The organism is Klebsiella sp. PK18, assembly GCF_057784655.1.
The window spans coordinates 1,790,008-1,813,718 of record NZ_CM173493.1 but is presented as its reverse complement, the minus strand read 5'-3'; the positions used below and the strand labels follow the sequence as shown (position 1 = coordinate 1,813,718).

The 23,711-nt window shown below is 58.6% G+C and carries 22 protein-coding genes, 2 tRNA genes and 2 pseudogenes; 11 read left to right on the top strand and 15 right to left on the bottom strand.

Going from position 1 to position 23,711, the window contains the following annotated elements; genetic code table 11:
• Positions 1–295 precede the first annotated feature (295 nt).
• Positions 296–1,930: a Na+/H+ antiporter gene (locus AC3EMD_RS08775; protein WP_096834280.1), complete on the bottom strand. Its 1,635-nt coding sequence runs from the start codon at positions 1,928–1,930 to the stop codon at positions 296–298.
• A gap of 559 nt (positions 1,931–2,489) precedes the next feature.
• Here AC3EMD_RS08775 and acuR point away from each other — a divergent pair.
• From acuR to AC3EMD_RS08760, 3 genes and pseudogenes are all read left to right on the top strand, one after another.
• Positions 2,490–3,315: pseudogene (gene acuR, locus AC3EMD_RS08770) on the top strand (acrylate utilization transcriptional regulator AcuR).
• Positions 3,206–4,168, top strand: a complete 963-nt coding sequence (locus AC3EMD_RS08765) for an MDR family oxidoreductase (RefSeq protein ID WP_302074180.1) — start codon at positions 3,206–3,208, stop codon at positions 4,166–4,168. Before acuR ends, AC3EMD_RS08765 begins: the two are co-directional and overlap by 110 nt.
• 118 nt (positions 4,169–4,286) lie before the next feature.
• Positions 4,287–5,219 (top strand): nucleoside recognition domain-containing protein, encoded by a 933-nt coding sequence (locus tag AC3EMD_RS08760; RefSeq protein WP_302074037.1) that lies wholly within the window; start codon positions 4,287–4,289, stop codon positions 5,217–5,219.
• Here AC3EMD_RS08760 and AC3EMD_RS08755 read toward each other — a convergent pair.
• The gene (locus tag AC3EMD_RS08755; RefSeq protein WP_302074036.1) at positions 5,130–6,752 is read right to left on the bottom strand and encodes an alpha/beta hydrolase; all 1,623 of its coding nucleotides are present in this window, start codon (positions 6,750–6,752) and stop codon (positions 5,130–5,132) included. The genes AC3EMD_RS08760 and AC3EMD_RS08755 overlap by 90 nt on opposite strands.
• Before the next feature lie 270 nt (positions 6,753–7,022).
• Between AC3EMD_RS08755 and pmrD the strand changes: the two genes are divergently transcribed.
• Positions 7,023–7,268: a signal transduction protein PmrD gene (gene pmrD / locus AC3EMD_RS08750; RefSeq protein WP_008804171.1), complete on the top strand. Its 246-nt coding sequence runs from the start codon at positions 7,023–7,025 to the stop codon at positions 7,266–7,268.
• Positions 7,269–7,398: 130 nt separating this feature from the next.
• Positions 7,399–8,853, top strand: coding sequence for an AMP nucleosidase (locus AC3EMD_RS08745; RefSeq protein ID WP_302074035.1), 1,455 nt, complete (start codon positions 7,399–7,401; stop codon positions 8,851–8,853).
• 168 nt (positions 8,854–9,021) lie between these two features.
• Here the strand turns inward: AC3EMD_RS08745 and AC3EMD_RS08740 are convergent.
• The 3 genes from AC3EMD_RS08740 to AC3EMD_RS08730 all read right to left on the bottom strand — a co-directional run bounded on the left by AC3EMD_RS08740 (position 9,022) and on the right by AC3EMD_RS08730 (position 10,850).
• Positions 9,022–9,097, bottom strand: a tRNA-Asn gene (locus AC3EMD_RS08740).
• 128 nt (positions 9,098–9,225) lie between these two features.
• A complete protein-coding gene (locus AC3EMD_RS08735) occupies positions 9,226–10,662 on the bottom strand; it encodes an EmmdR/YeeO family multidrug/toxin efflux MATE transporter (RefSeq protein WP_042948427.1) in 1,437 nt (478 codons plus the stop codon).
• An 8-nt stretch (positions 10,663–10,670) separates the two neighbouring features.
• Positions 10,671–10,850, bottom strand: a complete 180-nt coding sequence (locus tag AC3EMD_RS08730) for a DUF5951 family protein (RefSeq protein ID WP_219163281.1) — start codon at positions 10,848–10,850, stop codon at positions 10,671–10,673.
• A gap of 5 nt (positions 10,851–10,855) precedes the next feature.
• On the opposite strand from AC3EMD_RS08730, the gene AC3EMD_RS08725 reads away from it, so the two are divergent.
• Positions 10,856–10,931 (top strand) — tRNA-Asn (locus AC3EMD_RS08725).
• 53 nt (positions 10,932–10,984) lie between these two features.
• Here the strand turns inward: AC3EMD_RS08725 and AC3EMD_RS08720 are convergent.
• Together AC3EMD_RS08720 and AC3EMD_RS08715 are read right to left on the bottom strand one after the other, a co-directional pair.
• Entirely contained in the window at positions 10,985–11,317 is a 333-nt protein-coding gene (locus AC3EMD_RS08720) for a type II toxin-antitoxin system PemK/MazF family toxin (protein WP_008804165.1), read from the bottom strand.
• Positions 11,318–11,575 carry an AbrB/MazE/SpoVT family DNA-binding domain-containing protein gene (locus AC3EMD_RS08715; protein ID WP_012541132.1) on the bottom strand — a complete coding sequence of 86 codons (258 nt, stop codon included), beginning with the start codon at positions 11,573–11,575 and terminating at the stop codon, positions 11,318–11,320.
• A 526-nt stretch (positions 11,576–12,101) separates the two neighbouring features.
• On the opposite strand from AC3EMD_RS08715, the gene AC3EMD_RS08710 reads away from it, so the two are divergent.
• A complete protein-coding gene (locus AC3EMD_RS08710; RefSeq protein ID WP_049139133.1) occupies positions 12,102–13,202 on the top strand; it encodes a protein kinase family protein in 1,101 nt (366 codons plus the stop codon).
• Here AC3EMD_RS08710 and AC3EMD_RS08705 read toward each other — a convergent pair.
• From AC3EMD_RS08705 to AC3EMD_RS08695, 3 genes are all read right to left on the bottom strand, one after another.
• Positions 13,199–14,170 carry a sensor domain-containing diguanylate cyclase gene (locus tag AC3EMD_RS08705; RefSeq protein ID WP_048293502.1) on the bottom strand — a complete coding sequence of 324 codons (972 nt, stop codon included), beginning with the start codon at positions 14,168–14,170 and terminating at the stop codon, positions 13,199–13,201. The genes AC3EMD_RS08710 and AC3EMD_RS08705 overlap by 4 nt on opposite strands.
• Positions 14,171–14,376: 206 nt before the next feature.
• Positions 14,377–15,213, bottom strand: a complete 837-nt coding sequence (locus AC3EMD_RS08700) for an alpha/beta fold hydrolase (protein WP_008804155.1) — start codon at positions 15,211–15,213, stop codon at positions 14,377–14,379.
• Between the two features lie 176 nt (positions 15,214–15,389).
• Entirely contained in the window at positions 15,390–15,965 is a 576-nt protein-coding gene (locus tag AC3EMD_RS08695; protein ID WP_080930609.1) for a hypothetical protein, read from the bottom strand.
• Positions 15,966–16,096: 131 nt separating this feature from the next.
• On the opposite strand from AC3EMD_RS08695, the gene AC3EMD_RS08690 reads away from it, so the two are divergent.
• Positions 16,097–17,011 carry a LysR substrate-binding domain-containing protein gene (locus AC3EMD_RS08690; protein WP_080930610.1) on the top strand — a complete coding sequence of 305 codons (915 nt, stop codon included), beginning with the start codon at positions 16,097–16,099 and terminating at the stop codon, positions 17,009–17,011.
• A gap of 5 nt (positions 17,012–17,016) precedes the next feature.
• Here AC3EMD_RS08690 and AC3EMD_RS08685 read toward each other — a convergent pair whose 3' ends face one another.
• Positions 17,017–17,352 (bottom strand): DUF1869 domain-containing protein, encoded by a 336-nt coding sequence (locus AC3EMD_RS08685; RefSeq protein ID WP_016161436.1) that lies wholly within the window; start codon positions 17,350–17,352, stop codon positions 17,017–17,019.
• A 6-nt stretch (positions 17,353–17,358) separates the two neighbouring features.
• Positions 17,359–17,691, bottom strand: coding sequence for a TehB family protein (locus tag AC3EMD_RS08680; RefSeq protein WP_008804152.1), 333 nt, complete (start codon positions 17,689–17,691; stop codon positions 17,359–17,361).
• Between the two features lie 97 nt (positions 17,692–17,788).
• Here AC3EMD_RS08680 and AC3EMD_RS08675 point away from each other — a divergent pair.
• A pseudogene (locus tag AC3EMD_RS08675) lies at positions 17,789–17,917 on the top strand (hypothetical protein).
• Here the strand turns inward: AC3EMD_RS08675 and AC3EMD_RS08670 are convergent.
• Positions 17,914–19,824, bottom strand: coding sequence for a putative bifunctional diguanylate cyclase/phosphodiesterase (locus AC3EMD_RS08670; protein ID WP_012967625.1), 1,911 nt, complete (start codon positions 19,822–19,824; stop codon positions 17,914–17,916). The pseudogene AC3EMD_RS08675 and the gene AC3EMD_RS08670 sit on opposite strands and share 4 nt — an antisense overlap.
• A gap of 10 nt (positions 19,825–19,834) precedes the next feature.
• Positions 19,835–20,332: a putative pterin-binding protein gene (locus AC3EMD_RS08665; RefSeq protein ID WP_367187624.1), complete on the bottom strand. Its 498-nt coding sequence runs from the start codon at positions 20,330–20,332 to the stop codon at positions 19,835–19,837.
• Between the two features lie 306 nt (positions 20,333–20,638).
• Between AC3EMD_RS08665 and shiA the strand changes: the two genes are divergently transcribed.
• Positions 20,639–21,958 (top strand): shikimate transporter, encoded by a 1,320-nt coding sequence (shiA, locus tag AC3EMD_RS08660; protein WP_302074034.1) that lies wholly within the window; start codon positions 20,639–20,641, stop codon positions 21,956–21,958.
• A 46-nt stretch (positions 21,959–22,004) separates the two neighbouring features.
• Positions 22,005–22,745: a lipoyl protein ligase domain-containing protein gene (locus AC3EMD_RS08655; protein WP_032754902.1), complete on the top strand. Its 741-nt coding sequence runs from the start codon at positions 22,005–22,007 to the stop codon at positions 22,743–22,745.
• Here the strand turns inward: AC3EMD_RS08655 and AC3EMD_RS08650 are convergent.
• On the bottom strand, positions 22,705–23,661 hold the full coding sequence (locus tag AC3EMD_RS08650; RefSeq protein WP_302074033.1) for a LysR family transcriptional regulator: 957 nt from the start codon (positions 23,659–23,661) through the stop codon (positions 22,705–22,707). The genes AC3EMD_RS08655 and AC3EMD_RS08650 overlap by 41 nt on opposite strands.
• Between the last annotated feature and the right edge of the window lie 50 nt (positions 23,662–23,711).

The following is a 23,711-nucleotide window of genomic DNA, read 5'->3' as shown; positions in this document are numbered from 1 at the left end:
GGTATTCTTCCCCCCTCACCTCGCTCAGTCGCGACATTGCATCCCGCCTGGTCAAGCATTGCAGGCGTCAAACCCCAGTGAGATGGGGAAAAGCAGGTTCCTTGCAATAAGTAGAGCCAGAGGTTTGCTTTCAGAGCAACTCGCCCCATCTGCCACTGTTCGCCAATCCAGGCCGCCAACATAAAAAAAGCCTGCTTTTCCAGCAGGCTTTGTTTTATACAGCGGCAGAACACCTCTTCCGGAAGGCGAACCAGCCCCTTTCAGCGCTTACGCCCCGGCCCACCGGCCATGTTTGTTAGCGCAAGCTTTCTTCCTTGAGGTCTATCTCCCGCAGCACTTCATAAAAGGTCGTATCACTGATGTTATGGGCGCGCCGCAGCCGGAACAGCTCCTGGCGCTGAGCGATAATGACCTCCCTTTGCATATACTTCTCCAGCCTGGCGCGCTTCGCCAGCTCCAGCCCGACGTCCTGCCCCTCGTCACTGTCGTTATAGTGCAGCCGCCGCTGGTACGTTTCCAGCAGCATATTGCCCGCATCGACCCGCAAAGCCTGCTCATTCGGATCGTCCACCGGCTCGTCCAGCAGCGCATTCAGGCGGTTAATCGCCACTTCGGTCATCACCGCACCGATATTGTCCTTCCCGGTGTCATGGGGTAAATCATCGGCCAGAAACTGGGTCATGTACGGCAGGCCGACAGCCGCCACGATGAGCGACATCAGGATCACCGCCATTGAGAGAAAGATCAGCAGTTCCCGCCCCGGAAACGGCGAGCCATCCGCCAGCAATACCGGTAGTGTCAGGATACCGGCAAGGGTGACGGAACCTTTTACCCCCGCCAGCGCCATGACGGCCATGATGCTGAATCGCGGACGAATAGTGATAGCCTTGCCCCGGCGCTTGCGGCGGAAAATCGTCAGGGTCATCGACAGCCATACCCAGGCAAAGCGCATCAGGCCAAGCGCCAGGGTGATGGCCACCGCGTACAGCAGCAGATACCAGGGAGACGAGACGCCGGCCTGACTGGCCACCGCAGGAAGCGTCTTCAGCATGCGCGGCAGCTGCTCGCCCAGCATGAGAAAAATCATGCCGTTGAGGGTGGTCTGCAACATGGTCCACACCGCGCTGCTTTTCATGCGCGTCGCCGGTAGTCGGGGACCCGACAGCTGCTCATAGTGCATCGCAATGCCGGCGGCCACCGCAGCAAGAATGCCTGAGACATGGAACGCCTCGGCCAGCAGATAGGCAGCGAAGGGGATAAGCAGGCTTATCAGGATCTGAATTGCCGGCTCCTCGCGGGTGCGCCGCACGAGAAAGTTATTGCATTTGCCGGTGACCCACACCACCACGAGGCCACTGAGGATGCCCCCAAACGCCATCAGGAAAAACTTCACCACTGCGTCTCCCGGGGAGAAGCTGCCGGTCAGCACCGCGGCGATGGCGAAGTTAAAGGCGACAAGGCCTGAAGCATCGTTTAACAGCGACTCCCCTTCGAGAATATGCGCCATCCTTGAGGGAAGCGGTGAGCTGGCGGTCATTGCCGATACCGCCACCGGATCGGTGGGTGACAGAATAGCCGCGAGGGCGAACCCCGCGGCCACGGTGATAGCCGGGATCAGCCAGTGTATAAACAGACCAATGCCGAGGATCGTCACCATCACCAGGCCTATCGCCAGCGACAGAATCGGCTTCATATCCCTGAAAAAGGCGTCTTTGGGGATCCGCCAGCCATCGAGGAAAAGCAGCGGCGGAATAAACAGCAGCAAAAAGATATGCGGATCGAAATCGACCTGAAATCCGCCGGCGGCCAGCGCAGCGCCTGCGGCGATCTGGATCAGCGGCAGCGGCACCTTAACGGGCAGAAGATGAGACACGAACACGGTCACGACGATGGCCATCATAAAGACCAACACAATAGTAATTAGCGACATTCGCCCCCTCCTCTGACGGCAATACTCATTCTGTACATCACGCTTTTATTCCTTTCCTTGCAGGTGTTGTTTCATCGCCGGTTTATTGCTTCAGACGCCGATAATAGAGGTCAGCAATCTCGGTATGATGGCGATGTTATTTAAACTACGGTGCGCCTCATGCCGAACCAGGGGTGACAATGTGTTTTATCGTACCGCCTTTGTCAATCCGCCATCGTCTGCAAATAATTGACAATCCGCGTCTGCGACAGCGCAATGCAGGTATCTCTGGCGCTCGTCTATCCCACCTGATGGTAATCACGGATCAATATATTTTTATATTATTAGTTCTTCTTATCGTATTTCGAATACGGATATTACCAGGCAACATAATAGAATTCGCAGAGTAATATTTCACTGCCGAAAACAACGGTTATCGGCGTACAGTGCCAGAACATGCTCATGCCAGGCCGCCTTCCTGACCCTGGTTTTCGACATCCCTCTCCTCCGCCACGCTGCGCTTGCCCCATCCCGGGTTTGGGCGTACCCTGACCGACAATTAAACCACACGGTCTAAATGATGAATCCCGATACCTCCGCCGTCCTGAAGCCCCGCCGCGGCCGTCCACCCAAGGTCGATCGCCAGTTTGACGATACGCGCCAGGCGCTGATTCGCTCAGGCCTTGAAGTGCTGACCGAAACGGGCTATCTCGCGGCAGGTATCGAGGCCGTTATCAGAAATATCGATGTGCCCAAGGGATCGTTTTATCACTGCTTTAAAAGTAAAGAGGCCTTTGGCCTGGCCGTGCTTAGCGCCTATGGCGACTTTTTTGCGCATAAATTAGATAAATTCCTGCTGGACGACGCCGTGCCGCCGCTGGAACGGATGGCGGCTTTTGTGCGTCATGCCGGCCAGGGGATGGAGAAATACCAGTTTCGCCGCGGCTGCCTGGTGGGCAACCTGCTGCAGGAAGCCCCGCTGTTACCCGACACCTTTCCCGGGCGATTAAAAGCGATTCTGGCGGCATGGGAGTCGCGCGTGGCCCGCTGCCTGCACGAGGCGCAGGCTGTCGGAGCGATCGCCCGCGACGCCTCACCGGACGCGCTGGCCCAGGTCTTCTGGATCGGCTGGGAAGGCGCGGTGATGCGCGCCAGGCTGTGCCAGTCTACCGCACCGCTTGACCAGTACTGGGAATTTTTTGCGCACAGTATGACAACAAAAACACCTGCACAGGACGGCGTTAGCGCCGATAACCCCCTTCCGACGAGGAATACTCTGTCATGAAAGCATTAGTTCTGGACCAGATCGACAACCGCACCGTCGCCGCCGTCAAAGCGATCGACCTGCCCGCCCTTGCCGAAGGCGACGTTCGGGTCGCTATCGACTGGTCGAGTCTCAACTATAAAGATGCCCTGGCGATCACCGGCAAAGGCAAAATCATCCGTCAGTTCCCAATGGTGCCTGGCATCGATTTTGCGGGACGGGTGAGTGAAAGCCGCGATCCGCGCTTTGTTCCCGGTCAGGACGTGATCCTGACCGGTTGGGGCGTAGGCGAAAACCACTGGGGTGGCCTGGCCACCGAAGCCTGCGTCAAAGGCGACTGGCTGGTTGCCCAGCCGGCGGCGCTCAGCGCGCGCCAGGCGATGATCATCGGCACCGCCGGCTTTACCGCAATGCTGTGCGTTGATGCCCTCGTCAATGCGGGCGTCACTCCGGAAAGCGGGGATATCCTGGTTACCGGCGCCAGCGGCGGGGTCGGCAGCACCGCCGTGGTGTTGCTGAAAGCGCTGGGCTACCGGGTGACGGCGGTATCGGGCCGGGAATCGACGCACGATTACCTGCGTCAGCTGGGCGCCGCTGCGATCCTGCCGCGCAGCGACTTCGCGGAGACCCGTCCGCTGGAGAAACAGCTGTGGGCGGGCGCGGTGGATACCGTAGGCGGCACGATGCTGGCCAAAGTGCTGGCGCAGACGCAATACCGCGGCTGCGTCGCCGCCTGCGGTCTGGCCGGGGGCTTCGATCTGCCGACCACCGTGATGCCGTTTATTCTGCGCAACGTGCGCCTGCAGGGGGTGGACTCGGTGATGGTGCCGACCGCTGAACGCGACGTCGTCTGGCAGCGTCTGGCCCAGCTTCTGCCGGAGAGCTACTACCAGCAGGCGGCCACCGAAATCACGCTGGAGCAGGCGCCAGCGTATGCCGCAGATTTCCTCAGCAACACGATTCACGGCCGGACGCTGGTCAATATCGGCCAGTAATCCTCTTCTCCCGGCGCCCGTGGGGCGCCGGACTTCGAAAGGATCAAGGCATATCATTTCCTTCCCCGCGGGATTATGATGACGCGAACCGATGCCTTTGCGAGTGGTAAAAAAGTAAATGGATCTCATAAGCATCATTATGGCGGCGGGTAAATCATCCGTTGACGTTGCGCTGTATACGCTGTTGCCGATTATGGTGATCATGCTGATCATCATGAAATATCTGGAGGTCCGCGGCATCCTCGATGTGATTGTTCGCTGGGTTGCCCCGCTGCTGAAGCCCTTCGGCTTAACCGGGATGAGCGCCTTCGCCCTGATCCAGATTAACTTTGTCAGCTTCGCCGCCCCGCTTGCGACGCTGTCGATTATGGACAAACGCGGCGTCTCGGACCGGCAAATGACCGCCACGCTGGCCATGGTGTTCGCCATGGGGCAAGGCAACGTCTTTTATCCCCTCACCCCTTTTGGTCTGCACTGGCTGGCCTCGATCATTATCTCGGTGATCGGCGGGCTGTGCGCGGCCGCCGTCGCCTGGCACGTCACCGGACGGCGCTTATCGGTCGCCGAAAATCCCCGCGCGGAAGCGTTACCTAACGCCGAGCAAAACAGCCAGGGCATACTGGCGGTGATCAACAGCGCCGGCTCCGACGCCATCCGCCTGGCGCTCGGCGCAGTCCCGATGCTGATCCTGTCGTTAACCATCGTCGGACTGCTGCAGGGCGCCGGGGCCATTGACCTGCTACAGCAGGCGCTGAAGCCGGTACTTGGCTGGCTGCATATCCCGCAGAACTTTGTTCTACCGGCGCTGGTGAAGTGCGTCGCCGGGGGCACCGCCTACTTTGGCGTCATTTCTGAGCTGATCCAGCAGGGCAAAGTCACCGTCAGCCAGGTCAACGCCTCGGCCGGCCTGCTGATCCAGACCTTTGACCTCCCCGGTATCGGTATTTTTCTCGGCATCAGCTCACGGTTTGTGCGCCTGTTCCGCTTTGTCGTTCCCGCGGCGATCGTCGGCATCCTGCTGCGTACCGTTCTGCACCTGATCCTGTTTTAACGCCTCTGCTCTGACCTGCGCTTTCAGGCAGGCCGCCACCGCCGCCTGTTCGCCGCAGGTGATGTGCTCATCGACGCGCGCCAGCATCCACGGAAAGAAAGGATTGGAGGTGACGCGCATTAACGTCTCCAGCCCCACGCTCAGCGTTCCGGTTTCCCCTCGCAGTGAAATAGTGCCCAGGCTGATGCCGTAGCGGTTCTTCTCGTCCGGCTCGCGACCATACAGCGAGTCGCTCAGGGGAAACGGCACCGCCACATGCGACAGAGAGTACATATCCGCCGGCCAGGCGAGATGCAACGGATAACGATGCTCATCCCGCTCCTGCGCCAGCGTGGTACGGGCGATGGTCTGCAGCGTGTGCGCCGTCGCGTTGGTCACCACCGTGGTGGTATAGGCCCGCGGCGCCGGGGGCAGCAGCGTATTGACTGCCGCATAGAGCGCGGGACGGAACAGGACCCGGAGATCCGCCGCCTGGTTAATGTCGAACACCACCAGCTCGCTGCCGTTATCCGGCAGGTAGCGATACAGGGACTCCACCACCGCGCGGGTGCTGACCGTGGAATCCATCACCGACTGAAAGGTCAGGACCGGCGGCAGCGCTTTCAGCTCGCCCTGACGGGACGCGCCGATAATCTGCTGCTGCAGCGCCTGGCTCAATAACCAGGACTGTCTTGCCGCCTTGACCGGAAAGGAGTTGTACTTGAAGGGATTAAACTCAGGCGCCACGTTCAGCCAGGCCGCGCGGGCGAACGCCGGGAAGATGGACGGCAGCCCGGCGAGGCCAGCGAAACGGGCAAACGCGGTCACACCGATCATCGGCGACAGCAGGATAATCTGCTGCGGCTGGCGCAAGTGATTGTCTTCCAGGCTATCAAGAGCATACTTGAGCGCCAGCGCGCCGCCGTTAGAGTAACCGACCAGATGCAGCGGCACGTCCGCCCCGGCCAGGCGCGTCGCTTCGCGCACTGCCAGACGCGTCGCCGCCAGCCAGGTCTCCCAGTCCACCGCCGTTAACGCCCCCGGCGCGGTGCCGTGTCCCGGCAAACGCGGCACCACCGCCACATAACCCCGCTGCTGCCAGAGTTGCGCCAGATAGCGCACGCTGTAGGGCGAATCGGTCAGGCCATGGAGCAGCACCACGCTGCCGCGCGGCTTGCCCAGCGGCAACAGCACAAAAGAACGATTCCAGTCCTGCTTAAACTGCCCCGGCCAGACCCGGCTGTGACGATAAAAGCGGTTGACCGGGGTTTTATCTTCCTCCGGCAAAGCCTCTGTCACCTCGCGCTGGAGATCGGCGAAAATCGTCTTCTCCCGCGCCAGATACTGGGCAAAGGTCGCCTGGTCGATCTCTTCGGCCGACATCTCGTTGGCGCTCCAGGTATGCCAGCGATGCAGGGCCGGGCCTCGCTGGGACTCATAGATCCGCCCGGCGAGAAAGACCACCAGCAGCACCAGTACCGCAATGATCCCTTTTTTTAGCAGTGAGCCAATCACGGCGCCCGACGTTCGCCAGTGGCGTAAAACATGCTTCATGACGCTCCCTCTTATATTTTTCGCGTAGCCGAACTCATCTGCCCTATTCCTGACAGGCTATTTTCACTGTCTGCTTCTCAGCATAGTCATCGGTTCCGGCAAATTAAACCCGGCAGATCATTCATGTTCGGTGAAAAAAAGCCTACCGATGAGATCAACGTTCGGTCGCGTATTTTTAAACACTGTATAAACCAAGGGGATAATCTTATTGTCAGACCTTGAGGAAACATGAATTATCGGCAGGGACGCAATCAGGACAGGAAGATATAGATGGAGTGGTGGGTAAAAAAAGTACGAAAAAATTCAATGACCAGCTCCTGCTGCGTCGTGCTGCAGAGCGGTGCGCTGGAGATGATTGCGGAAATTGAAGCTTGTCGCCTCCACCTGCAGGAAGGCGATAAACTCACTCCGCTGGCCAATGCTCGTTATTGTCTGAATAATAACCCGGCGCAGACGTTGAAGATCCTCAAAGCCACTCATTATAGCAGTGAGCGCTGGGCCAAACTCGGCGGATAAAGAGCACGTCCGGCCCTTAGCCAGTTATAGTCTCAGTATCTTCGCATCCAATATATAAATTCCCCTTCGTCCTTTTCACGCTGTGACATACTATCGGGAATGTCAGCAGACCTGAAACAAGGAGCGAATAATGAATCACAAGGCCGCCAGTCTGACCCCGGAACAAGCGCTTGCCGAGCTGGAAGCGCGCTATGAAGCCTCGGTCACGGCGTTACGCAATGCCATCGGCGACTATATCGACCATAATACGCTCCCTGATACCGAAGCCCGTGCGGAAGGCCTTTTTGTCTACCCGCAGCTGTCGGTCTCCTGGGACGGCGCCGATCATAAAGCCCTCAAAACGCGCGCCTGGGGACGTTTCACCCATGCCGGTTGCTATACCACCACCATTACGAATCCGAAACTGTTCCGCCACTATTTGCTGGAACAGCTGACCCTGCTGTATCAGGACTATGGCGCGCATATCAGCGTCGAGCTGTCGCAGCATGAGATCCCCTATCCTTATGTGATAGATGGCTCCACCCTGACCCTCGACCGCTCGATGAGCGCTGGTCTGACGCGCTATTTTCCCACCACCGAGCTGTCACAGATTGGCGATGAGACCGCGGATGGCCTGTTCCACCCTACCGAGTTCTATCCGCTGTCGCACTTTGACGCCCGCCGCGTCGATTTTTCGCTGGCGCGTCTGCGTCACTACACCGGCACGCCGGCGGAACACTTCCAGCCCTACGTGCTGTTCACCAACTATACCCGCTATGTGGATGAGTTCGTCAGCTGGGGCTGCAGCCAGATCCTCGATCCCGACAGCCCCTATATCGCCCTCTCCTGCGCCGGCGGGATCTGGATCACCGCGGAAACGGAAGCGCCGGAACAGGCCATTTCCGATCTGGCGTGGAAGAAGCACCAGATGCCGGCCTGGCATTTGATCACCCACGACGGCAAAGGGATCACGCTGATTAACATTGGCGTCGGCCCGGCTAACGCCAAAACCATTTGTGACCATCTGGCGGTACTGCGCCCCGATGTCTGGCTGATGATTGGCCACTGCGGCGGCCTGCGTGAAAGCCAGACTATCGGCGACTATGTGCTGGCCCACGCCTATCTGCGCGACGACCATGTGCTGGATGCGGTACTGCCGCCAGATATTCCGATCCCCAGCATTGCCGAAGTGCAGCGTGCGCTGTACGACGCCACCAAGCAGGTGAGCGGGATGCCCGGCGAGGAGGTGAAGCAGCGGCTGCGTACCGGAACGGTGGTCACCACCGACGACCGTAACTGGGAGCTGCGCTATTCTGCTTCGGCGCTGCGCTTTAATCTCAGCCGCGCGGTGGCTATCGATATGGAGAGCGCGACCATCGCCGCCCAGGGCTATCGCTTCCGCGTGCCTTACGGCACGCTACTCTGCGTCTCGGACAAGCCGCTGCACGGTGAAATCAAGCTACCGGGCCAGGCCAACCGCTTCTACGAGGGGGCTATCTCCGAGCATCTGCAGATAGGCATCCGGGCGATCGACCTGCTGCGCGCCGAGGGAGATCACATGCACTCGCGTAAGCTGCGTACCTTCAACGAACCGCCGTTCCGCTAACCGGTGACGCAGAGCTAGAAAGGAAACACGCTGGCGTTCCCCGCAGGGGATCGTCAGTGCCGGGATGAGCGAAACGAACGGCCCGGCGAGAACTTTGGATGTGCGTCCACAGGGAAGCGTGGCGCGCAGAAAAGCAAAAAGCCTGCTCGAAAGCAGGCTTCTTAAATTTGGCTCCTCTGACTGGACTCGAACCAGTGACATACGGATTAACAGTCCGCCGTTCTACCGACTGAACTACAGAGGAATCGTGTGAACGGGGCGCATATTATCGATGACGCCCGGCGCTGTCAAAGCCTGTTTTCAATAAAATGAATCGTTTGCCGAATTATTCTTCACTTTGCGCAAAAAATGGCGTTCATCCCCGCAAACGGCTCAGGTTTCCTCCGACGTGGCCTTCACGCGCGGGTACTTCCACAGCCAGCGACCGCTCACCATGCGGAAGTAAAACAGCACGCCGCGCACCGCCCAGTCGAGCACCATCCCCAACCACACGCCTATCACGCCCATCCCCAGCACGATACCCAGCGTATAGCCCGCCACCACCCGGCAGCCCCACATGCCCAGCATCGACACCCACATGGTATAGCGAACGTCGCGGGCCCCCTTAAACGCGCAGGGTAAGGTCCACGACAGCGACCAGATTGGCATAAACAGGGCGTTGAGCCACAGGAGCTGCTTCACCACCTCTTTCACGTCGTCTTCATGGGTATAGAACGAGGCAATGAAGCCGGCGAACGGGGCGCTGCCCCAGGCGATCAGCGTCAGAATGATCGTCGACAGCCAAAATACGTGCCAGGCCTGGAATTCAGCCTGACCAATCTGCCCTTTTCCCAGTCGCTTACCGGTGATGATCGTCGAGGCGGAGCCGAGGGCGTTGCCCGGCAGGTTAATCAGCGAGGCCACTGAAAAAGCGATAAAGTTGCCGGCGATAACGTTGGTACCCATCCCGGCGACAAACATTTGGGTCAGCAGCTTGCCGCCATTGAACAGGACCGATTCGATACTGGCCGGGATGCCGATCCCCATCACCTCCCAGATAATGGCGAAGTTAAAGGGTTTGAAGTAGCCCTTCAGCGACAGCCTCAGCGCCGGATTGAGACCCACCATCAGCACCCAGATCGTGGCTATCGCGCCAATATAGCGAGCAATGGTCAGCCCAAGACCGGCGCCGACAAACCCCAGCCCCGGCCAGGAGAAGATGCCGTAGATGAGCACGCTGCTGATTAAAATGTTGAGGATGTTCATCCCGCCGTTGATCAGCAGCGGGATTTTGGTGGTTCCGGCGCCGCGCAGTGCACCGCTACCGATCAGCGCAATCGCCGCCGCTGGATAGCTCAGCGCCGTCAGCTCCAGGTAGGTCAGGGCCAGGGCCTTAACCTGCGCAGTGGCGTCACCGGCGACAAAATCAATAATCTGCTGACCAAAGGCATGGATCACCCCCGCCAGCAAAATGGAAAACAGCGTCATAATAGCTAGCGACTGACGCGCGGCCGCTCTCGCCCGCCGCCGATCGCGCTTGCCAAGGCTAAAAGCCACCACCACCGTGGTGCCAAGATCGATGGCGGCAAAGAACGACATGATCACCATGTTAAAGCTATCGGCCAGCCCCACCCCGGCCATGGCCTCTTTTCCCAGCCAGCTGACAAGGAAGGTGCTCAACACCCCCATCAACAGCACACAGGCATTTTCCAGCAGAATGGGGACAGCGAGAGGGCTGATTTCGCGCCAGTACAGCACACGATAACGCTGACGTTTTTTAAACCAGGATGTCCGTTCGACGGCCTGGCGTACGGCGGAGGTGACGTTCAAGAGAGACCTTAGTGAGAGATGTTGAAACAACATTTCAAATGATGATTGAGAAATGGATATCCTGCAAAGTATTTTTCCTGAATAATTGTCGGAAATGACAACAAATTGTTGATGGAAGCGGCAGTTGCACCTGAACAGGCGAATTGATGTTTGACAAAAGATTTTTCGCCGCTAAGATACGACTCCACACGATTCCTCTGTAGTTCAGTCGGTAGAACGGCGGACTGTTAATCCGTATGTCACTGGTTCGAGTCCAGTCAGAGGAGCCACATTTAAAAAGCCTGCTTTCGAGCAGGCTTTTTGCTTTTTTGCGTCGCTGACGTTAACTGAGAATCGCATCCAGCCTGGCAAGCACTTCATTGACAACGGCGTCAGGTATGCGTTCCAGACGCTTGCCGTTCCGGGCCGCCATATCGATAGTTCTGGGCTGGTCGCAGCGAATAACGCCTGTTGTTTTGGTCCCCGCCTCTTCCAGTGAAACCGTGAAGCCTGCTGTACGTGCAAAGTTTCCGCCGCTGGTGACGGGAACCACGACCGGTAGCCGGGTCAGCTTGTTAAACGATGCCTTCGATACAATGAGGACCGGACGTTTTCCACTTTGCTCGTGGCCAGCAATCGGATCCAGTGAAACAAGCCAGATTTCCCCTCTGTCCATTTACAGAATCTCCTTGCCCACCGCAGGCGCATCAATCCATTCCCGATCCTCTTCGCTCATTTCGGCGTGCGGATCGCACTGCGCCAACAGTTCCTCAAGCGAATAATGGGGCCGTTTCTGCGGTTCAATAATCAGGCAGCCATTATCTATAGTCATACCCACTTCGCTGTCTGTCGACAGCTCCAGCGCTTTCAGCACGGCGGGAGGAACCGCCAGCATGATGGATCCGCCAACCTTTTTCAGGCGAGTTTTGTACATAAAGGACCTCCGAATATTATATTTTAATATAACATCCAGGGTGGATTGTGCACTATTACTCATCAGATTCATGGTGATTTCCTTAGCGTAATAAACCGCAATCCATCGAAGGACAGATCCCAGTTTTCAGCGGTGTGATGACCTGTAAAACGGCGACCATCCTGATACATCGGGCACTTCTTGCAGGTCAGGAAGCATTGTGTGCAGGCGAGAACTGATTTCGTTGTAAGAAGGCGATAATAGAAAACTGATTCTGGGGTTCAAAGGATTATGGCGAATCAGATAAATAAAATGCGGCGCTGCTTCCGTATCCGGGTTGCGCTGGAGGAACATCAGCGATAGCGCGAAGGCCAGATTTGCTCAGGTGCTTGCCTTTCCCTGCCGCCTCCCTACGCCCCGTGTATCCTCCGTGAACGCCCCCCAGGTCAGCCTGAAAAAGCCCCCGCCAGTAGGATGAATTCACTACCGCTTGCGGGTGAGATAGCGTGGATTATCCACGCTGTATAACGTTATACCCGGAGGCACCATGAACCTCAGACAACAGCAACAGCAGGCGTTCGATCGCAGCGGAGAACCCCTTATCGTCGGCGACGTCAGCCATTGCCCGCTGCCACCCGAAACCCTCGCCGCACTGGGCCCCGATTCACCCTATGTGGTGCAGGTATACGGCTCAGGCCTGACCGGCGAGGTTTACCGGCTGCGCATCGCCGGCAAGGAGTACAATTTAAAAAAACGACGCGCCGTCGCCGGCGTCGCCAACCTCAACGGCCAGCTGTCGTTTTTAAATGAAGTGCAGCGCCGGCAAGCGTTGCAGCGGCTGAAGGATAACCCGGTCACCGCCCCGCGCTTCACCCACATCGTCCCAACGCTGTATGCCGATTATCGCCTCGGCATCCTGCTCTCGCCGTGGATCGATGGCGAGCTGATTCACCAGCTGACCCCGCCGCTGATCGCCCAGCTATTTACTACCCTGGAAGCCTGCGAAGAACAGGGGCTGATGGAGTGGGATCTCTGTCGTGGAAATCTGCTGGTGGACCGTCAGGAGCAGTTGTGGCTGTTCGATTTTGGCTACATGTATCCCTTCGATCCGCTCAGGGAATTCAACAGCAACGGTCTGGCCGATCCGCTGTTCCACTTTGTCGAGCGCTTTGAGACCCGCTTCTTTTTTAGCTGGCTGATGACCCAGGTTCCCGGCGCGGAGCAGCAGCTGGCGCACTATCGCGATCTGAAGCGGCTGGCGCTCGAAAGCTACCGGCGCAAGCTCGCCTGGCTCCGCGCCCGACAGGCCGCCCCGCAGGTGCAGGCCCATTTTCAGCAGATAACGGCGCGCTGGGCGTCGGCGCTGGCGGACCCAGCCGCGCTGCGCCGGTTATTTGCCGTGGAGGCTTTCCGCTCCCACGTGCTGGATATCGAAGACGATCTGCATGGCCAGTCGTGTACCTTACTCACTCTGCAACGTATCGACTGGGTGATAGGCCAGCTGGAACAGCATTATCGCTTTATCGCCGACGAAGGCGGTCTGTTTTACGATAACGAAGGCAAATCACAGCAGGCGCTGCTCAGCAGCTATGCGCAGAAGCGGCAGCAGGCGCAGCGGTACCTGCAGAACGCCTCCACGCCAGGTTAGCGACGCTCGCGACCCTGCTTCTGCTTCGCCTGGTACATCAGCCGGTCAGCGGTGGCCACCAGCGCGTTGAGACTGGGATGGCTGGCGGGATCGTACTCGACGCAGCCCCAGGAGAACGCCAGCTGCCAGGGGTGAGCCGCCTGCTGGTTGAAACGGGCCACGTTGTGACTGAGCGTCTCCATCGCTGTCGCGGCATCGTGGCGGCTGGTATTGGCGAACAGAATGATAAATTCGTCCCCACCCTGCCTGGCGAGGATATCGGACTCACGGAAGGCCGCTTTCATCAAATCGGCGATGGCGATCAGCGCGCGGTCGCCCTCTTCATGCCCCCAGGTATCATTGATGTGCTTGAAGCGGTCGAGGTCGACAAAGGCGAGGCTTACCGGCTCATGGCGGCGCTGGGCCGTCAGCAGGGCATACTCGGCCAGGGTGAGGAATCCCCGGCGATTAAACAGTCCCGTCAGCTCATCAGAGGTTGCCGCATCCAGCACCTTGAACTCATCCTCCACGATCGCCGCCAGATCGCTTAAGATCTGCATTTCATGGGCGGAAAACGAACGCGGCTGATGGTCCATCAGACAAAAAGACCCGACGGTCGCGCCATCCGGCAGTTGCACCGGATACCCGGCGTAAAAGCGGATATACGGCGCCGCAATGACCAGCGGGTTATCGTGAAAGCGCTCGTCCTGCTGCATGTCGTTGACGATAAGCGGGTCGGTTTGCAGGATGGTATGGGCGCAAAATGAAATATCTCTCGGCACCGTGTCCACATCGAGGCCGGCACAGGACTTGATATGCAGGAGATCTTCCCCCACCAGACTGATGGACGCCACCGGCAGGTTATACAGCGAACGGGCAAGCCTGGTCAGGCGATCGAAGCGTTCTTCTTTTCCGCTATTCAACAGCCCGGAAGAGCGTAGCGATTGCAGGCGACGCTGCTCGTCGGGATGAAGTCCGGCTAATTTCATTGTCTCTCTCTTGTCTCTTGCGCAGAATTCTGCCGGGTTTCCACAGAGAAACCCGGCGTTTTATCCTGCCAGGGGGAAAATAGTCGTCAGGTATCCCATGAGTTAAGCAGATTTCCCCTGCTCGTCAACCAGCGCGCCCCGGCGACTGGCGACCAGGGCGCTGGCGGAATGCCATTAACGGCACTCTGCCCGGCAAAGGGGGAAGATCAGGCGCGGATAAACGCCAGCAGATCGGCGTTGATGGTATCGGCGTGGGAGGTGTGCATCCCGTGCGGGAAGCCAGGATAAATGATTAGCTGGCTGTTCGGCAGCAGTTTGTCCTGCAGAATGGCCGCATTTTTATAGGGAACCACCTGGTCGTCATCCCCCTGCATCACCAGCACCGGCAAGGTGATCGACTTAAGGTCTTCCGTCTGGTCAGTCTCTGAAAACGCCTTGATACCTTCATAATGGGCCTTGGCGCTGCCGATCATTCCCTGTCGCCACCAGTTCTGGATCGTCCCCTGCGACACTTCTGCCCCGTCACGATTGAAGCCATAGAACGGGCCAGAGGCGACGTCGAGATAGAACTGGGCGCGGTTCGCCGCCAGCGCTTTGCGGAAACCATCAAACACCTCGATCGGCGTACCGCCCGGATTCTGCTCGGTTTTCACCATCAGCGGCGGGACGGCGCTGATCAATACCGCTTTCGCCACCCGCCCCTGCGGCTGGCCGTAGCGGGCGACGTAGCGGGCGACCTGGCCGCCGCCAGTGGAGTGCCCGACGTGGACCGCATTGTGCAGATCCAGATGTTCCACTACCGCCGAAACGTCCGCCGCGTAATGGTCCATATCGTGCCCCTCGCTAACCTGATCGGAGCGGCCATGACCCCGACGGTCGATAGCGATGACCCGGAAACCTTCGGCAAGGAAAAACAACATCTGGTTATCCCAGTCGTCGGCGCTCAGGGGCCAGCCGTGATGAAAGACAATCGGCTGAGCTTCCTTTGGACCCCAGTCTTTGAAGTAAATGTTGACGCCGTCTTGGGTGGTGACAAATGCCATGTTACAGACTCCTCTTTCAGGATAACCAGCCTGCAGGCCCGTGCCTGGGCTGAACGCCGACGGCGGCCGGCAGGAGTGCCGACCGCACAGGAATGTGATGCCTGTAACAGTGTAGAAGAAATTTGTCACCACGCAGGGTGACTTACCCCGCTCGCTTCATTTGCCGCCGGACTCCGTTACGCCGCACTCTCCTGCTGCCTGATACGCACGATCAGCGCGCCGAGCAGCGACAGGTCCAGCAGCACGGCGAAGGCGAAGCATACGCCGCTGCGCCCGGCTCCGGCGGTATGTTGGGCCAACAGCGTCGCCGCGATGACCAAGACCACGCTCAGCAGCGTTGCGCCACCGACTCTGGGCCCGCACTGCGCCGACCGTCCCGCCGCAATCCGCCAGGCGACAGCCGCCCCCGCCCCGCCGCACGCCACGCCCGGCAGCATGGCGGGCCAGTCCTGCCCGCCATACCAGGCCACCAGTGCCAGCAGCCAGCCGGCCGCCGACAGCAGAAAGGCCCAGCGCGTCGCCGCCAGGGGCGAGCGATAAAGCCAGGAATGCCCGCGTGTGGATCCCCACCCGGCGCCGCAGGCGGCGCTCAGTGCCGTCAGCAGACTCAGCGTGCCGGTCACGCCGATAACGGGAACCATGTTTAACAGCAAGACTCCGGCGGCAAAAGCCACGCTCAGGGCGATGGCGCGGCCACGCGGCTCGATAATCCCCGCCGCGTCCGCGGCGGTGTAGCGGCTTACAACGTGCATAATTGACTCCTGACAGGCGAAGCAGCATGAATTTAATTCATGCCACTGTCTTTACATGCCCGTAGCCTAGCGCCACTATATTGCCTTACACAAACGCATAGTTTTCAGCCATAGATGAGAAAAACTCAGCCATGAGAACACCCCGTCTACCGCCGCTGGGGGCGCTGCGCGCCTTTCATGCCGTCGCCCGCCACCGCAGTTTTAAACAGGCCGCCGGGGCGCTCGGCGTCAGCGCGACGGCGGTCAGCCATCAGATTAAACTGCTGGAGTCGGTGCTGGAGTGCCGGGTGTGCGAACGCAGCGCACAGGGCGTTAGTCTGACTGCGGATGGCGAGATCCTCTACGCCGCCACGCAGCGCGCTTTTAGCGCCCTGGAACAGGCCGTCGTCCAGATCGCTCATGCCCGTCAGCCACCATCCTTAACTGTCACCACCACCTCCAATTTTCTCACCCACTGGCTGGTGCCACGGCTGGCGGACTTTACCGCCCGCTTTCCGGCTATCGACCTGCGTCTGCACACCAGCGTCGAACGGGTGGATCTGCAACTGGGTACCGTGGACGCCGCGATTCGCTATCGTGAAACGCCGGAACCAGACCTGTGCTGTACGCTGCTGTATGAGGATCGTTTTATCGTGGTCGCCAGCCCGTCCCTGGGCCTCGCCCGGCCTGAAGATCTGCTGCGGGTGACGCTGTTTCACGTCGCCAACCGCCGCGTGCCGGCCGACTCGCCAAACTGGGAGAACTGGCGCCGCCGCTATGGGCCGTCGACGCTGAATATTGATACGGGGTTAACCTTTAGCGATGAGACCCATGCCCTGCAGGCGGCGGTGGCCGGCCAGGGAGTGGTGATCGCCAGCGAACTGCTGGCGCGGGATCTGCTGCAGCGCGGGGTGTTGTCCGCGCCGTTTAGCTGTGCATTACCGGGCGCCTGCTACTACCTGGTCACCACCGAGGCTGCGGCGCAGCGCGCGGATATTATCGCTCTGCGGGAGTGGCTGGTCGGCCAGATGGTATTAGGTGACGGTCGCCATCCGGCGGAAGAGTAGCGGGCTTACCAGCCGCAAACGTTGGTCTCTTCATCGGACTCGTAGCCGCGAACGATATTGATCAGATCCTTCACCGTATCAGCGGCGGTGAGCGGGTCGCGCAGCGCCGCCAGCGAGGAAAAGGTTTTATCAACCGAGACGCCGTTATTATTATTGGTGACGGTTAACACCCACTCCTCTTCTTCATTGCCAGCTGGCAGGTCATCCAGCAGACTATTTACCGCCTCCACCGCGTGCTGCGGAATATAAAGCGCCATCGGTTTGAGATATATTTTTTCGCGTTTTTCCTGACGCTGGCCATTCTCAACTGCCAAGGCATAGCCTTTATTTTCGCTGTTCATCTCTTGTTATCCCTCGATGAGAATTTTCGGATCGACGTAAAAGTCGACATTAAAAACCGTGTCCTCGCTGAGCGCCTCAATACAGTGCCATTTCTCCGGCGGAAAAACGCCAAACTGCCCGGCTTCAATGGTCAGCGTTTCAACAGGCTCAGGGCTGGTTTCATCGGCATAGCCGAGATAGCGGATCGCCCCCTGCATCACCGAGAGACGAGGATAGACGCCCTGCCGGGTGCCGGCATCCAGATGGCGACGCCAGATAGAGGCCGGGGCGGTCTCCCTGGTCCACAGCGGCGTGCTGCGGGTGTGAACGTAATGGGTGGGAATAATGATTCGCTGCATGATGGTGCCTCACTTTACCGTCTCAAATGCGACGTTCAGAAATAGCCTATATGATGCATATCATATACCCCTTTTAAACGCTAAGGATATTATTTTGTTGCTGCTTTTACCGTCTACTCCTTTTTATACCTCTCAGGGATTAGTGACGCGGTAAAATAAAAAAGGCGATTTCAGGATCCTGAAATCGCCCGGGAGAATAAAAGTAAACGCGTTAAAAATTTGTTAGCGCAGCGGACTCGGCTTGCCGATTAAATACCCCTGGACCAGGTCGCACCCCAGCGCCTGCAGCGAGGTCAACTGCTCTTCGGTTTCCACGCCTTCCGCCACAATACGCATATGCAGACTCTTTCCCATACTGATAATCAGGCGAACGATATCCAAATCGTCTTTTTGCTCCGGAATATTGATAACAAACGAGCGGTCAATTTTGATTTTATCGAACGGGAAGTAGCTTAAACGGGACAGGGAAGAATAGCCGGTACCAAAGTCATCAATGGAAATCTGAATGCCCTGCTCGCGCAGCTGGCTGAGAATTTCCAGCGAACGGGTATTCTCATTGAACACGTCCGACTCGGTGATCTCCAGATCCAGGCGTCGCGGATCGAGGCCGGTCTGCTGCAGCACGCCGATAATGGTATCGGTCAACGACGTGTTCATCAGTTGAATCGGCGAAACGTTGACCGAGACTTTTAGCGGCGTCGCCCAACTGGCCGCTTCGGCGCAGGCGGTTTTCAGCACCCACTCGCCGAGGGTATTGATCAGGCCGATTTTCTCCGCGACGGGAATAAACACCGTTGGCGGCACAGCGCCGCGCACGGGATGGAACCAGCGAACCAGCGCTTCATAACCGTAGATTTCGCGCGTGACGGTATCGGCGATCGGCTGGTAGTAGACTTTAAATTCGTCATGAGCCAGCGCCTGCAGCAGGTCATCTTCAAATGATTTATTCTCCTGCAGGCGCTGCAGCATGCCCGGCCGGAAAATTTGCACATGACCGCTGCCCTCTTTTTTCGCCTCGTACAGCGCAAGGTCGGCACACTTGTACAGATAATCGGTCCGGCTTTCGCCGTCAGAGATAACGATCCCGATGCAGGCGTCGATATTAATCTGCGCATCGTAGATCTGATAGGGCTGGCTGATCTTCTCCCGGATAACATTGGCGCGCTCGAGGGCCATCTCTTCAGTCAGATCGTAAGAGAGCATCGCGAACTCATCGCCGCCGAGGCGATACAGCGTCTCGGAGGTTTTGCGGAAAAAAGAGAGACGACTGGCCAGATCCTGCAGCAGCTTATCGCCAGCATCATGGCCGAGGGTATCGTTCACATCCTTAAAGCTGTCGAGGTCGAACAGCATCACCACCGCGCACCCCTGATAGGGGCGCACCTGGTTGACAATCTCCTGCAACCGCTGCCAGAAAGAGAGACGATTCGGCATACCGGTCAGCGAATCATGGTAGGCATCGTACTGCAGTCGGCGGTTCTGTACCTGCAACTTCTCTTTCGAGGCCTGCAGATCGTTGGCCAGCGTCTTCATGCGCACATGGGCGCGACGCAGGTTATTATTCTGCCGGAGCATCAACAGGCCGAGGGTAATACACATGGCGATCAGCAGAATGGAGATCACCGAGTAGATATAATAAAGATGCTGGATTTTATCATGCGTGATATTAACGATATTAATATCTTGCGTCAGGGTGGCGGCGGCCATTGAGGTCAGGGGGCCATCCAGTTCACTCAACACCGGCAGGATCTGTTTGACCTGCTCCGGCGTCATGGTATCAACTTGTTTATCAAGCAGATGAAGATTACGAATCAGCGTCGCGACCACCGTCTTCCGCTGTTCGCTTTTATTAATAAATTTACCCAGATCGCCCTGCTGCAGGAGTTCGATCTGGCTCATCATGATCTCCAGGCGCAGGCGCACCTCATCGTGGTCCGCCCCTTCGGCCCCGATCGCCATTCCCGCCAGACGAGACTCCAGTCGCATATATTCCGACACCATCTGCGACATTGACCACGAGTCTGTATAGCGGGTAAATTTTTGCAACTCACTTTGTCGCTCATGCACCAGATAGGTAATATATCCGGTAACAATAAATAACGACAAAATAATAGCCGTGAGTATTCGATTCAAGATCCAACCCTTACTCTATAATAATCTTAGAAACTTGCCAGGCCGATCGGGAATAATAGATCTGGTTTTGTAATTCAGTGCTGCTGTCGTAAGGGTAGACGATAAATAATGGACCTTTATCACGAACGCGCATATATTCGCCGTTCATTTTTAAGGCCATAATGACCGGGAATTTATAAAAATCATCAATCGGGATAATGGTGGTGTAGTCGTTAAGCGCCAGCACGCGCGCGGATTTGCCCTTAGCGTCGACTAAATCCATGAGTTTATTAAGGGGAATGCCATCGAAACGAACCTTACCGGTGTACCAGGGGGTGGTGGTTTCCACCGTTTTCATCCCCAGTTTTTCCAGCGCCGCGAGGTCAAAAACGGCTTTGTCACCGACGTTCGTATTCCCGATTTTTCCGGAAATGGTCAGTACAGGTTTTCCTGTCGGCGCAGGCAGTTTTTCAGCGTAAGCGGAAGGCAACATGACAGAACAAAATAACACTGCAAGAAGTAGACGCATTTAACTCACCATTCCAGAGAAGGAGACATGTTAAGTGTAAACCATTTACGTCAATTCTTAAAAGGTGTCCCTCTTTGTTATCCGTTGATTTAATTAAAAGTATAAGCTGGCTGGCAAATTGCCAGATTGTTTAGTACAGGGTGTGATTTAGCCCGCCTTTCCCGTCGCTTCTTTTTTGCGCCATCTCCCCGCTTAGCAGGCAAACTACTTTCCTCCACGGCCGCTGCGCGGTAGTCTCAACGCTGACGCAACAGTAAAAGCGTCTCATTCCAATAACGACAAATTATGTGACAGACAGGACAGGGTATGGATTCAACAATAAGCGTGCAGCCCGCCGAGGCGCCAGATTCACTGCTTCGCGCCCGGCGGACGGCATGGGGCAGTTTTGCCGGCGCGGTGGTCGACTGGTACGATTTTCTTCTCTATGGCATTACCGCCGCGCTGGTGTTTAACCGCGAGTTTTTCCCGCAGATCGGCCCGGCGATGGGGACGCTTGCCGCCTTTGCCACCTTCGGCGTCGGGTTTCTCTTTCGCCCGCTCGGCGGGATTATCTTTGGCCACTTCGGCGACCGCCTCGGGCGTAAACGGATGCTGATGATGACCGTCTGGATGATGGGTATCGCCACCGCCTGCATCGGCCTGCTCCCCTCGTTCAGCCAGATCGGCTGGTGGGCGCCGGCGCTGCTGGTGTTCCTGCGGGCCGTTCAGGGGTTTGCCGTCGGCGGGGAATGGGGCGGCGCGGCGCTGCTCTCGGTGGAGAACGCCCCGCAGGGGAAAAAAGCCTTTTACAGCAGCGGGGTGCAGGTAGGCTACGGCGTCGGCCTGCTGCTCTCCACCGGGCTGGTATCGCTGATCAGCAGCCTGACCACCGACGAGCAGTTCCTCAGCTGGGGCTGGCGCTTACCGTTCCTGTTCAGCGTGGTGCTGGTCCTTATTGCGCTGTGGATCCGTAACGGCATGGCGGAATCGCAGGAATTTGAAGCGCAGCAGAGCCAGGCCAGCCTTCAGCCGGAGAAAAAGCGACTACCGGTGGTGGAAGCCCTGCTTCGCCATCCGGGAGCGTTTTTACTGATTATCGCCCTGCGGCTGTGCGAACTGCTGACGATGTATATCGTCACCGCCTTCGCCCTCAACTATTCCACGCAAAACCTCGGCCTGCCGCGCGAGCTGTTTCTCAACATCGGCCTGCTGGTGGGCGGACTCAGTTGCCTGACTATCCCCTGCTTCGCCTGGCTGGCAGACCGCTTTGGTCGCCGACGGATCTATATCACCGGCGCGCTGATCGGCACGCTGAGCGGTTTTCCGTTCTTTATGGCGCTGGAGAGTCAGTCTGTTTTCTGGATCCTGTTCTTCGCCCTGATGCTGGCCAATATCGCCCATGATATGGTGGTCTGCGTCCAGCAGCCGATGTTTACCGAGCTGTTCGGCGCCAGCTATCGCTACAGCGGCGCCGGCGTCGGCTACCAGGTGGCGAGCGTGGTCGGCGGCGGTTTTACGCCGTTTATCGCCGCGGCGCTGGTCACCTTCTCCGGCGGTTCATGGCACAGCGTGGCCCTCTATCTGACCGCGGGATGCCTGCTGTCGGCGCTCACCGCCCTGCTGATGAAAAAACAGACCGTCCACTGACCCACCAGCGGAGGGCGTGACCCGCGCCCTCCGGTAAGGAGAATGCATGTCTCTGTTATCGCTGGCCGACTGCTGGCCTCGCCGTTTTACCCCCTCCTCGCTGGCGCTGCAGTTTTGCGAGGACCCCACCCAGGCGGAACAGCCGCTGTTTGCCAAAGCCTGCGCCGGGGAAGCCGTCGCCCAGCTCTGGCAGGCGCCGCAGGGATTTGTGGTGCCGGGGAGCTATCGTCAGTTTGCGGATCTGCCGGCGGTCAGCGCGCATTTTGCCGCGCGCGGCTGGCCGGTATGGCTCCGCCGCTCCGGGGGCGGTCTGGTGCCTCAGGGGCCGGGAATTATCAACCTTAGCCTCGCCTGGCCGGTGCAGCAGTCGCTCGGCGAGGCCGCCGAACCCATCTATCACTCGCTGTGCGCGGTGCTGCAGCGTACCCTCGCGCGCTTCGGCGTTGCCAGCCACGCCCGGGCGGTAAACGGTTCCTTTTGCGATGGCCGGTATAACCTCGCCTGCGGGGAGGGCGAGGCGGCGCGCAAGATTGTCGGTACCGCCCAGTACTGGCGGCCGCTGACGGCAGGCCGCGGCCACGTGGTGCTGGCCCATGCGGTGATCCTTATTGACGCCGATCTTACCGCGGCGCATCAGGCGGCGAACGCCTTTGAAGCGCAGCTCGGCAGCGAGCGGGTCTATTGCGCCGACAAAACCGTCACCCTCGCGCAGCGGCTTCCCGGCGAACGCCATCTGCTTCCCCGCTTTAGCGAGGCGCTGGCGCAGGAACTTGACGCGGCTCGCTGAAGGTCGCTTTCAGGTAGCGGCTGAAGGTTTCCACCGCGCGCGACACGCGCGGGGTATAGGGCCGGATGACGTACAGCTTATCGGCAAACACCTCCACCGGCTGCCACGCCGGGAGCAGCTCCTGCACCAGCCCGCGACCGATGGCCTCCCGGGCGCTGAAATCCGGCAGCAGCGCCACCCCAAGCCCCGCCAGCACGGCATCGCGTAGCGACTCGCTGTTATTCGTGGCGAAGGGCCCCTGCACATTGATGGTCACCCGTTCATCGGGCGCCTGGCGGGAGGCGAACGTCCACTGCGGGCGCTGTGGCCCACGGGGATAGGTCAGGCACTGGTGGTGGCGCAGATCGTCGGGGGTCTCCGGGCGGCCATGGCGGCGAATATAGTCGGCGGACGCGACGATCAGCGTCGCGGTGTGACACAGCGGCCAGGCGACGTGGGTGTCCGGGAGCGCCTCGCGCCGACAGTGGCGGATGGCAAGATCGAACCCTTCGCTGGCCAGAGAGACCAGCCGGTCGGTCACCTCCAGCTGCAAATGCAGCTGGGGATGCTGATGCAAAAACGGCGCGATCGCCGGGACCAGCTGCTGGCGGGAAAAGGCCACCGGCGCGGTCAGGCGCAGCGTTCCCCGCAGCGGCCCGCCCTCATCGCAGGCGCCGGTGAAAATATCCCGCAACTGACCAAACGGCTCGTTGAGCTCCGCCACCAGCCGCAGTCCGTCTTCGCTGAGGCTCACGCTGCGGGTAGTGCGATGGACCAGGGTTTTGCCAGTCACCCGCTCCAGCTCGCTGATTTTCTGGCTGATAGCCGACTTGCTGATCCCCAGCTTTTCCGCGGCCCGGGTATAGCTTTTTTGCTCTTCCAGCACCGTCAGCCAGTACAGATGGGCCCAGTAACTCTCCGGACGACTCTCGCTCATGTGATTGTTCACCAGTAAAAACAATGTATTCAACTATAGCGGTTTTTGCC

Bases quoted from the DNA above. Each gene is read 5' to 3' on its own strand.
- AC3EMD_RS08760 (WP_302074037.1), top strand. From the start codon at position 4,287: ATGGATCTCATAAGCATCATTATGGCGGCGGGTAAATCATCCGTTGAC.
- shiA (WP_302074034.1), top strand. From the start codon at position 20,639: ATGGATTCAACAATAAGCGTGCAGCCCGCCGAGGCGCCAGATTCACTG.
- AC3EMD_RS08720 (WP_008804165.1), bottom strand. From the start codon at position 11,317: ATGGACAGAGGGGAAATCTGGCTTGTTTCACTGGATCCGATTGCTGGC.
- AC3EMD_RS08680 (WP_008804152.1), bottom strand. From the start codon at position 17,691: ATGCAGCGAATCATTATTCCCACCCATTACGTTCACACCCGCAGCACG.
- AC3EMD_RS08710 (WP_049139133.1), top strand. From the start codon at position 12,102: ATGAACCTCAGACAACAGCAACAGCAGGCGTTCGATCGCAGCGGAGAA.
- AC3EMD_RS08715 (WP_012541132.1), bottom strand. From the start codon at position 11,575: ATGTACAAAACTCGCCTGAAAAAGGTTGGCGGATCCATCATGCTGGCG.
- AC3EMD_RS08755 (WP_302074036.1), bottom strand. From the start codon at position 6,752: ATGAAGCATGTTTTACGCCACTGGCGAACGTCGGGCGCCGTGATTGGC.
- AC3EMD_RS08775 (WP_096834280.1), bottom strand. From the start codon at position 1,930: ATGTCGCTAATTACTATTGTGTTGGTCTTTATGATGGCCATCGTCGTG.
- AC3EMD_RS08650 (WP_302074033.1), bottom strand. From the start codon at position 23,661: ATGAGCGAGAGTCGTCCGGAGAGTTACTGGGCCCATCTGTACTGGCTG.
- AC3EMD_RS08705 (WP_048293502.1), bottom strand. From the start codon at position 14,170: ATGAAATTAGCCGGACTTCATCCCGACGAGCAGCGTCGCCTGCAATCG.
- AC3EMD_RS08690 (WP_080930610.1), top strand. From the start codon at position 16,097: ATGAGAACACCCCGTCTACCGCCGCTGGGGGCGCTGCGCGCCTTTCAT.
- AC3EMD_RS08700 (WP_008804155.1), bottom strand. From the start codon at position 15,213: ATGGCATTTGTCACCACCCAAGACGGCGTCAACATTTACTTCAAAGAC.
- AC3EMD_RS08685 (WP_016161436.1), bottom strand. From the start codon at position 17,352: ATGAACAGCGAAAATAAAGGCTATGCCTTGGCAGTTGAGAATGGCCAG.
- AC3EMD_RS08745 (WP_302074035.1), top strand. From the start codon at position 7,399: ATGAATCACAAGGCCGCCAGTCTGACCCCGGAACAAGCGCTTGCCGAG.
- pmrD (WP_008804171.1), top strand. From the start codon at position 7,023: ATGGAGTGGTGGGTAAAAAAAGTACGAAAAAATTCAATGACCAGCTCC.
- AC3EMD_RS08655 (WP_032754902.1), top strand. From the start codon at position 22,005: ATGTCTCTGTTATCGCTGGCCGACTGCTGGCCTCGCCGTTTTACCCCC.
- AC3EMD_RS08665 (WP_367187624.1), bottom strand. From the start codon at position 20,332: ATGCGTCTACTTCTTGCAGTGTTATTTTGTTCTGTCATGTTGCCTTCC.
- AC3EMD_RS08695 (WP_080930609.1), bottom strand. From the start codon at position 15,965: ATGCACGTTGTAAGCCGCTACACCGCCGCGGACGCGGCGGGGATTATC.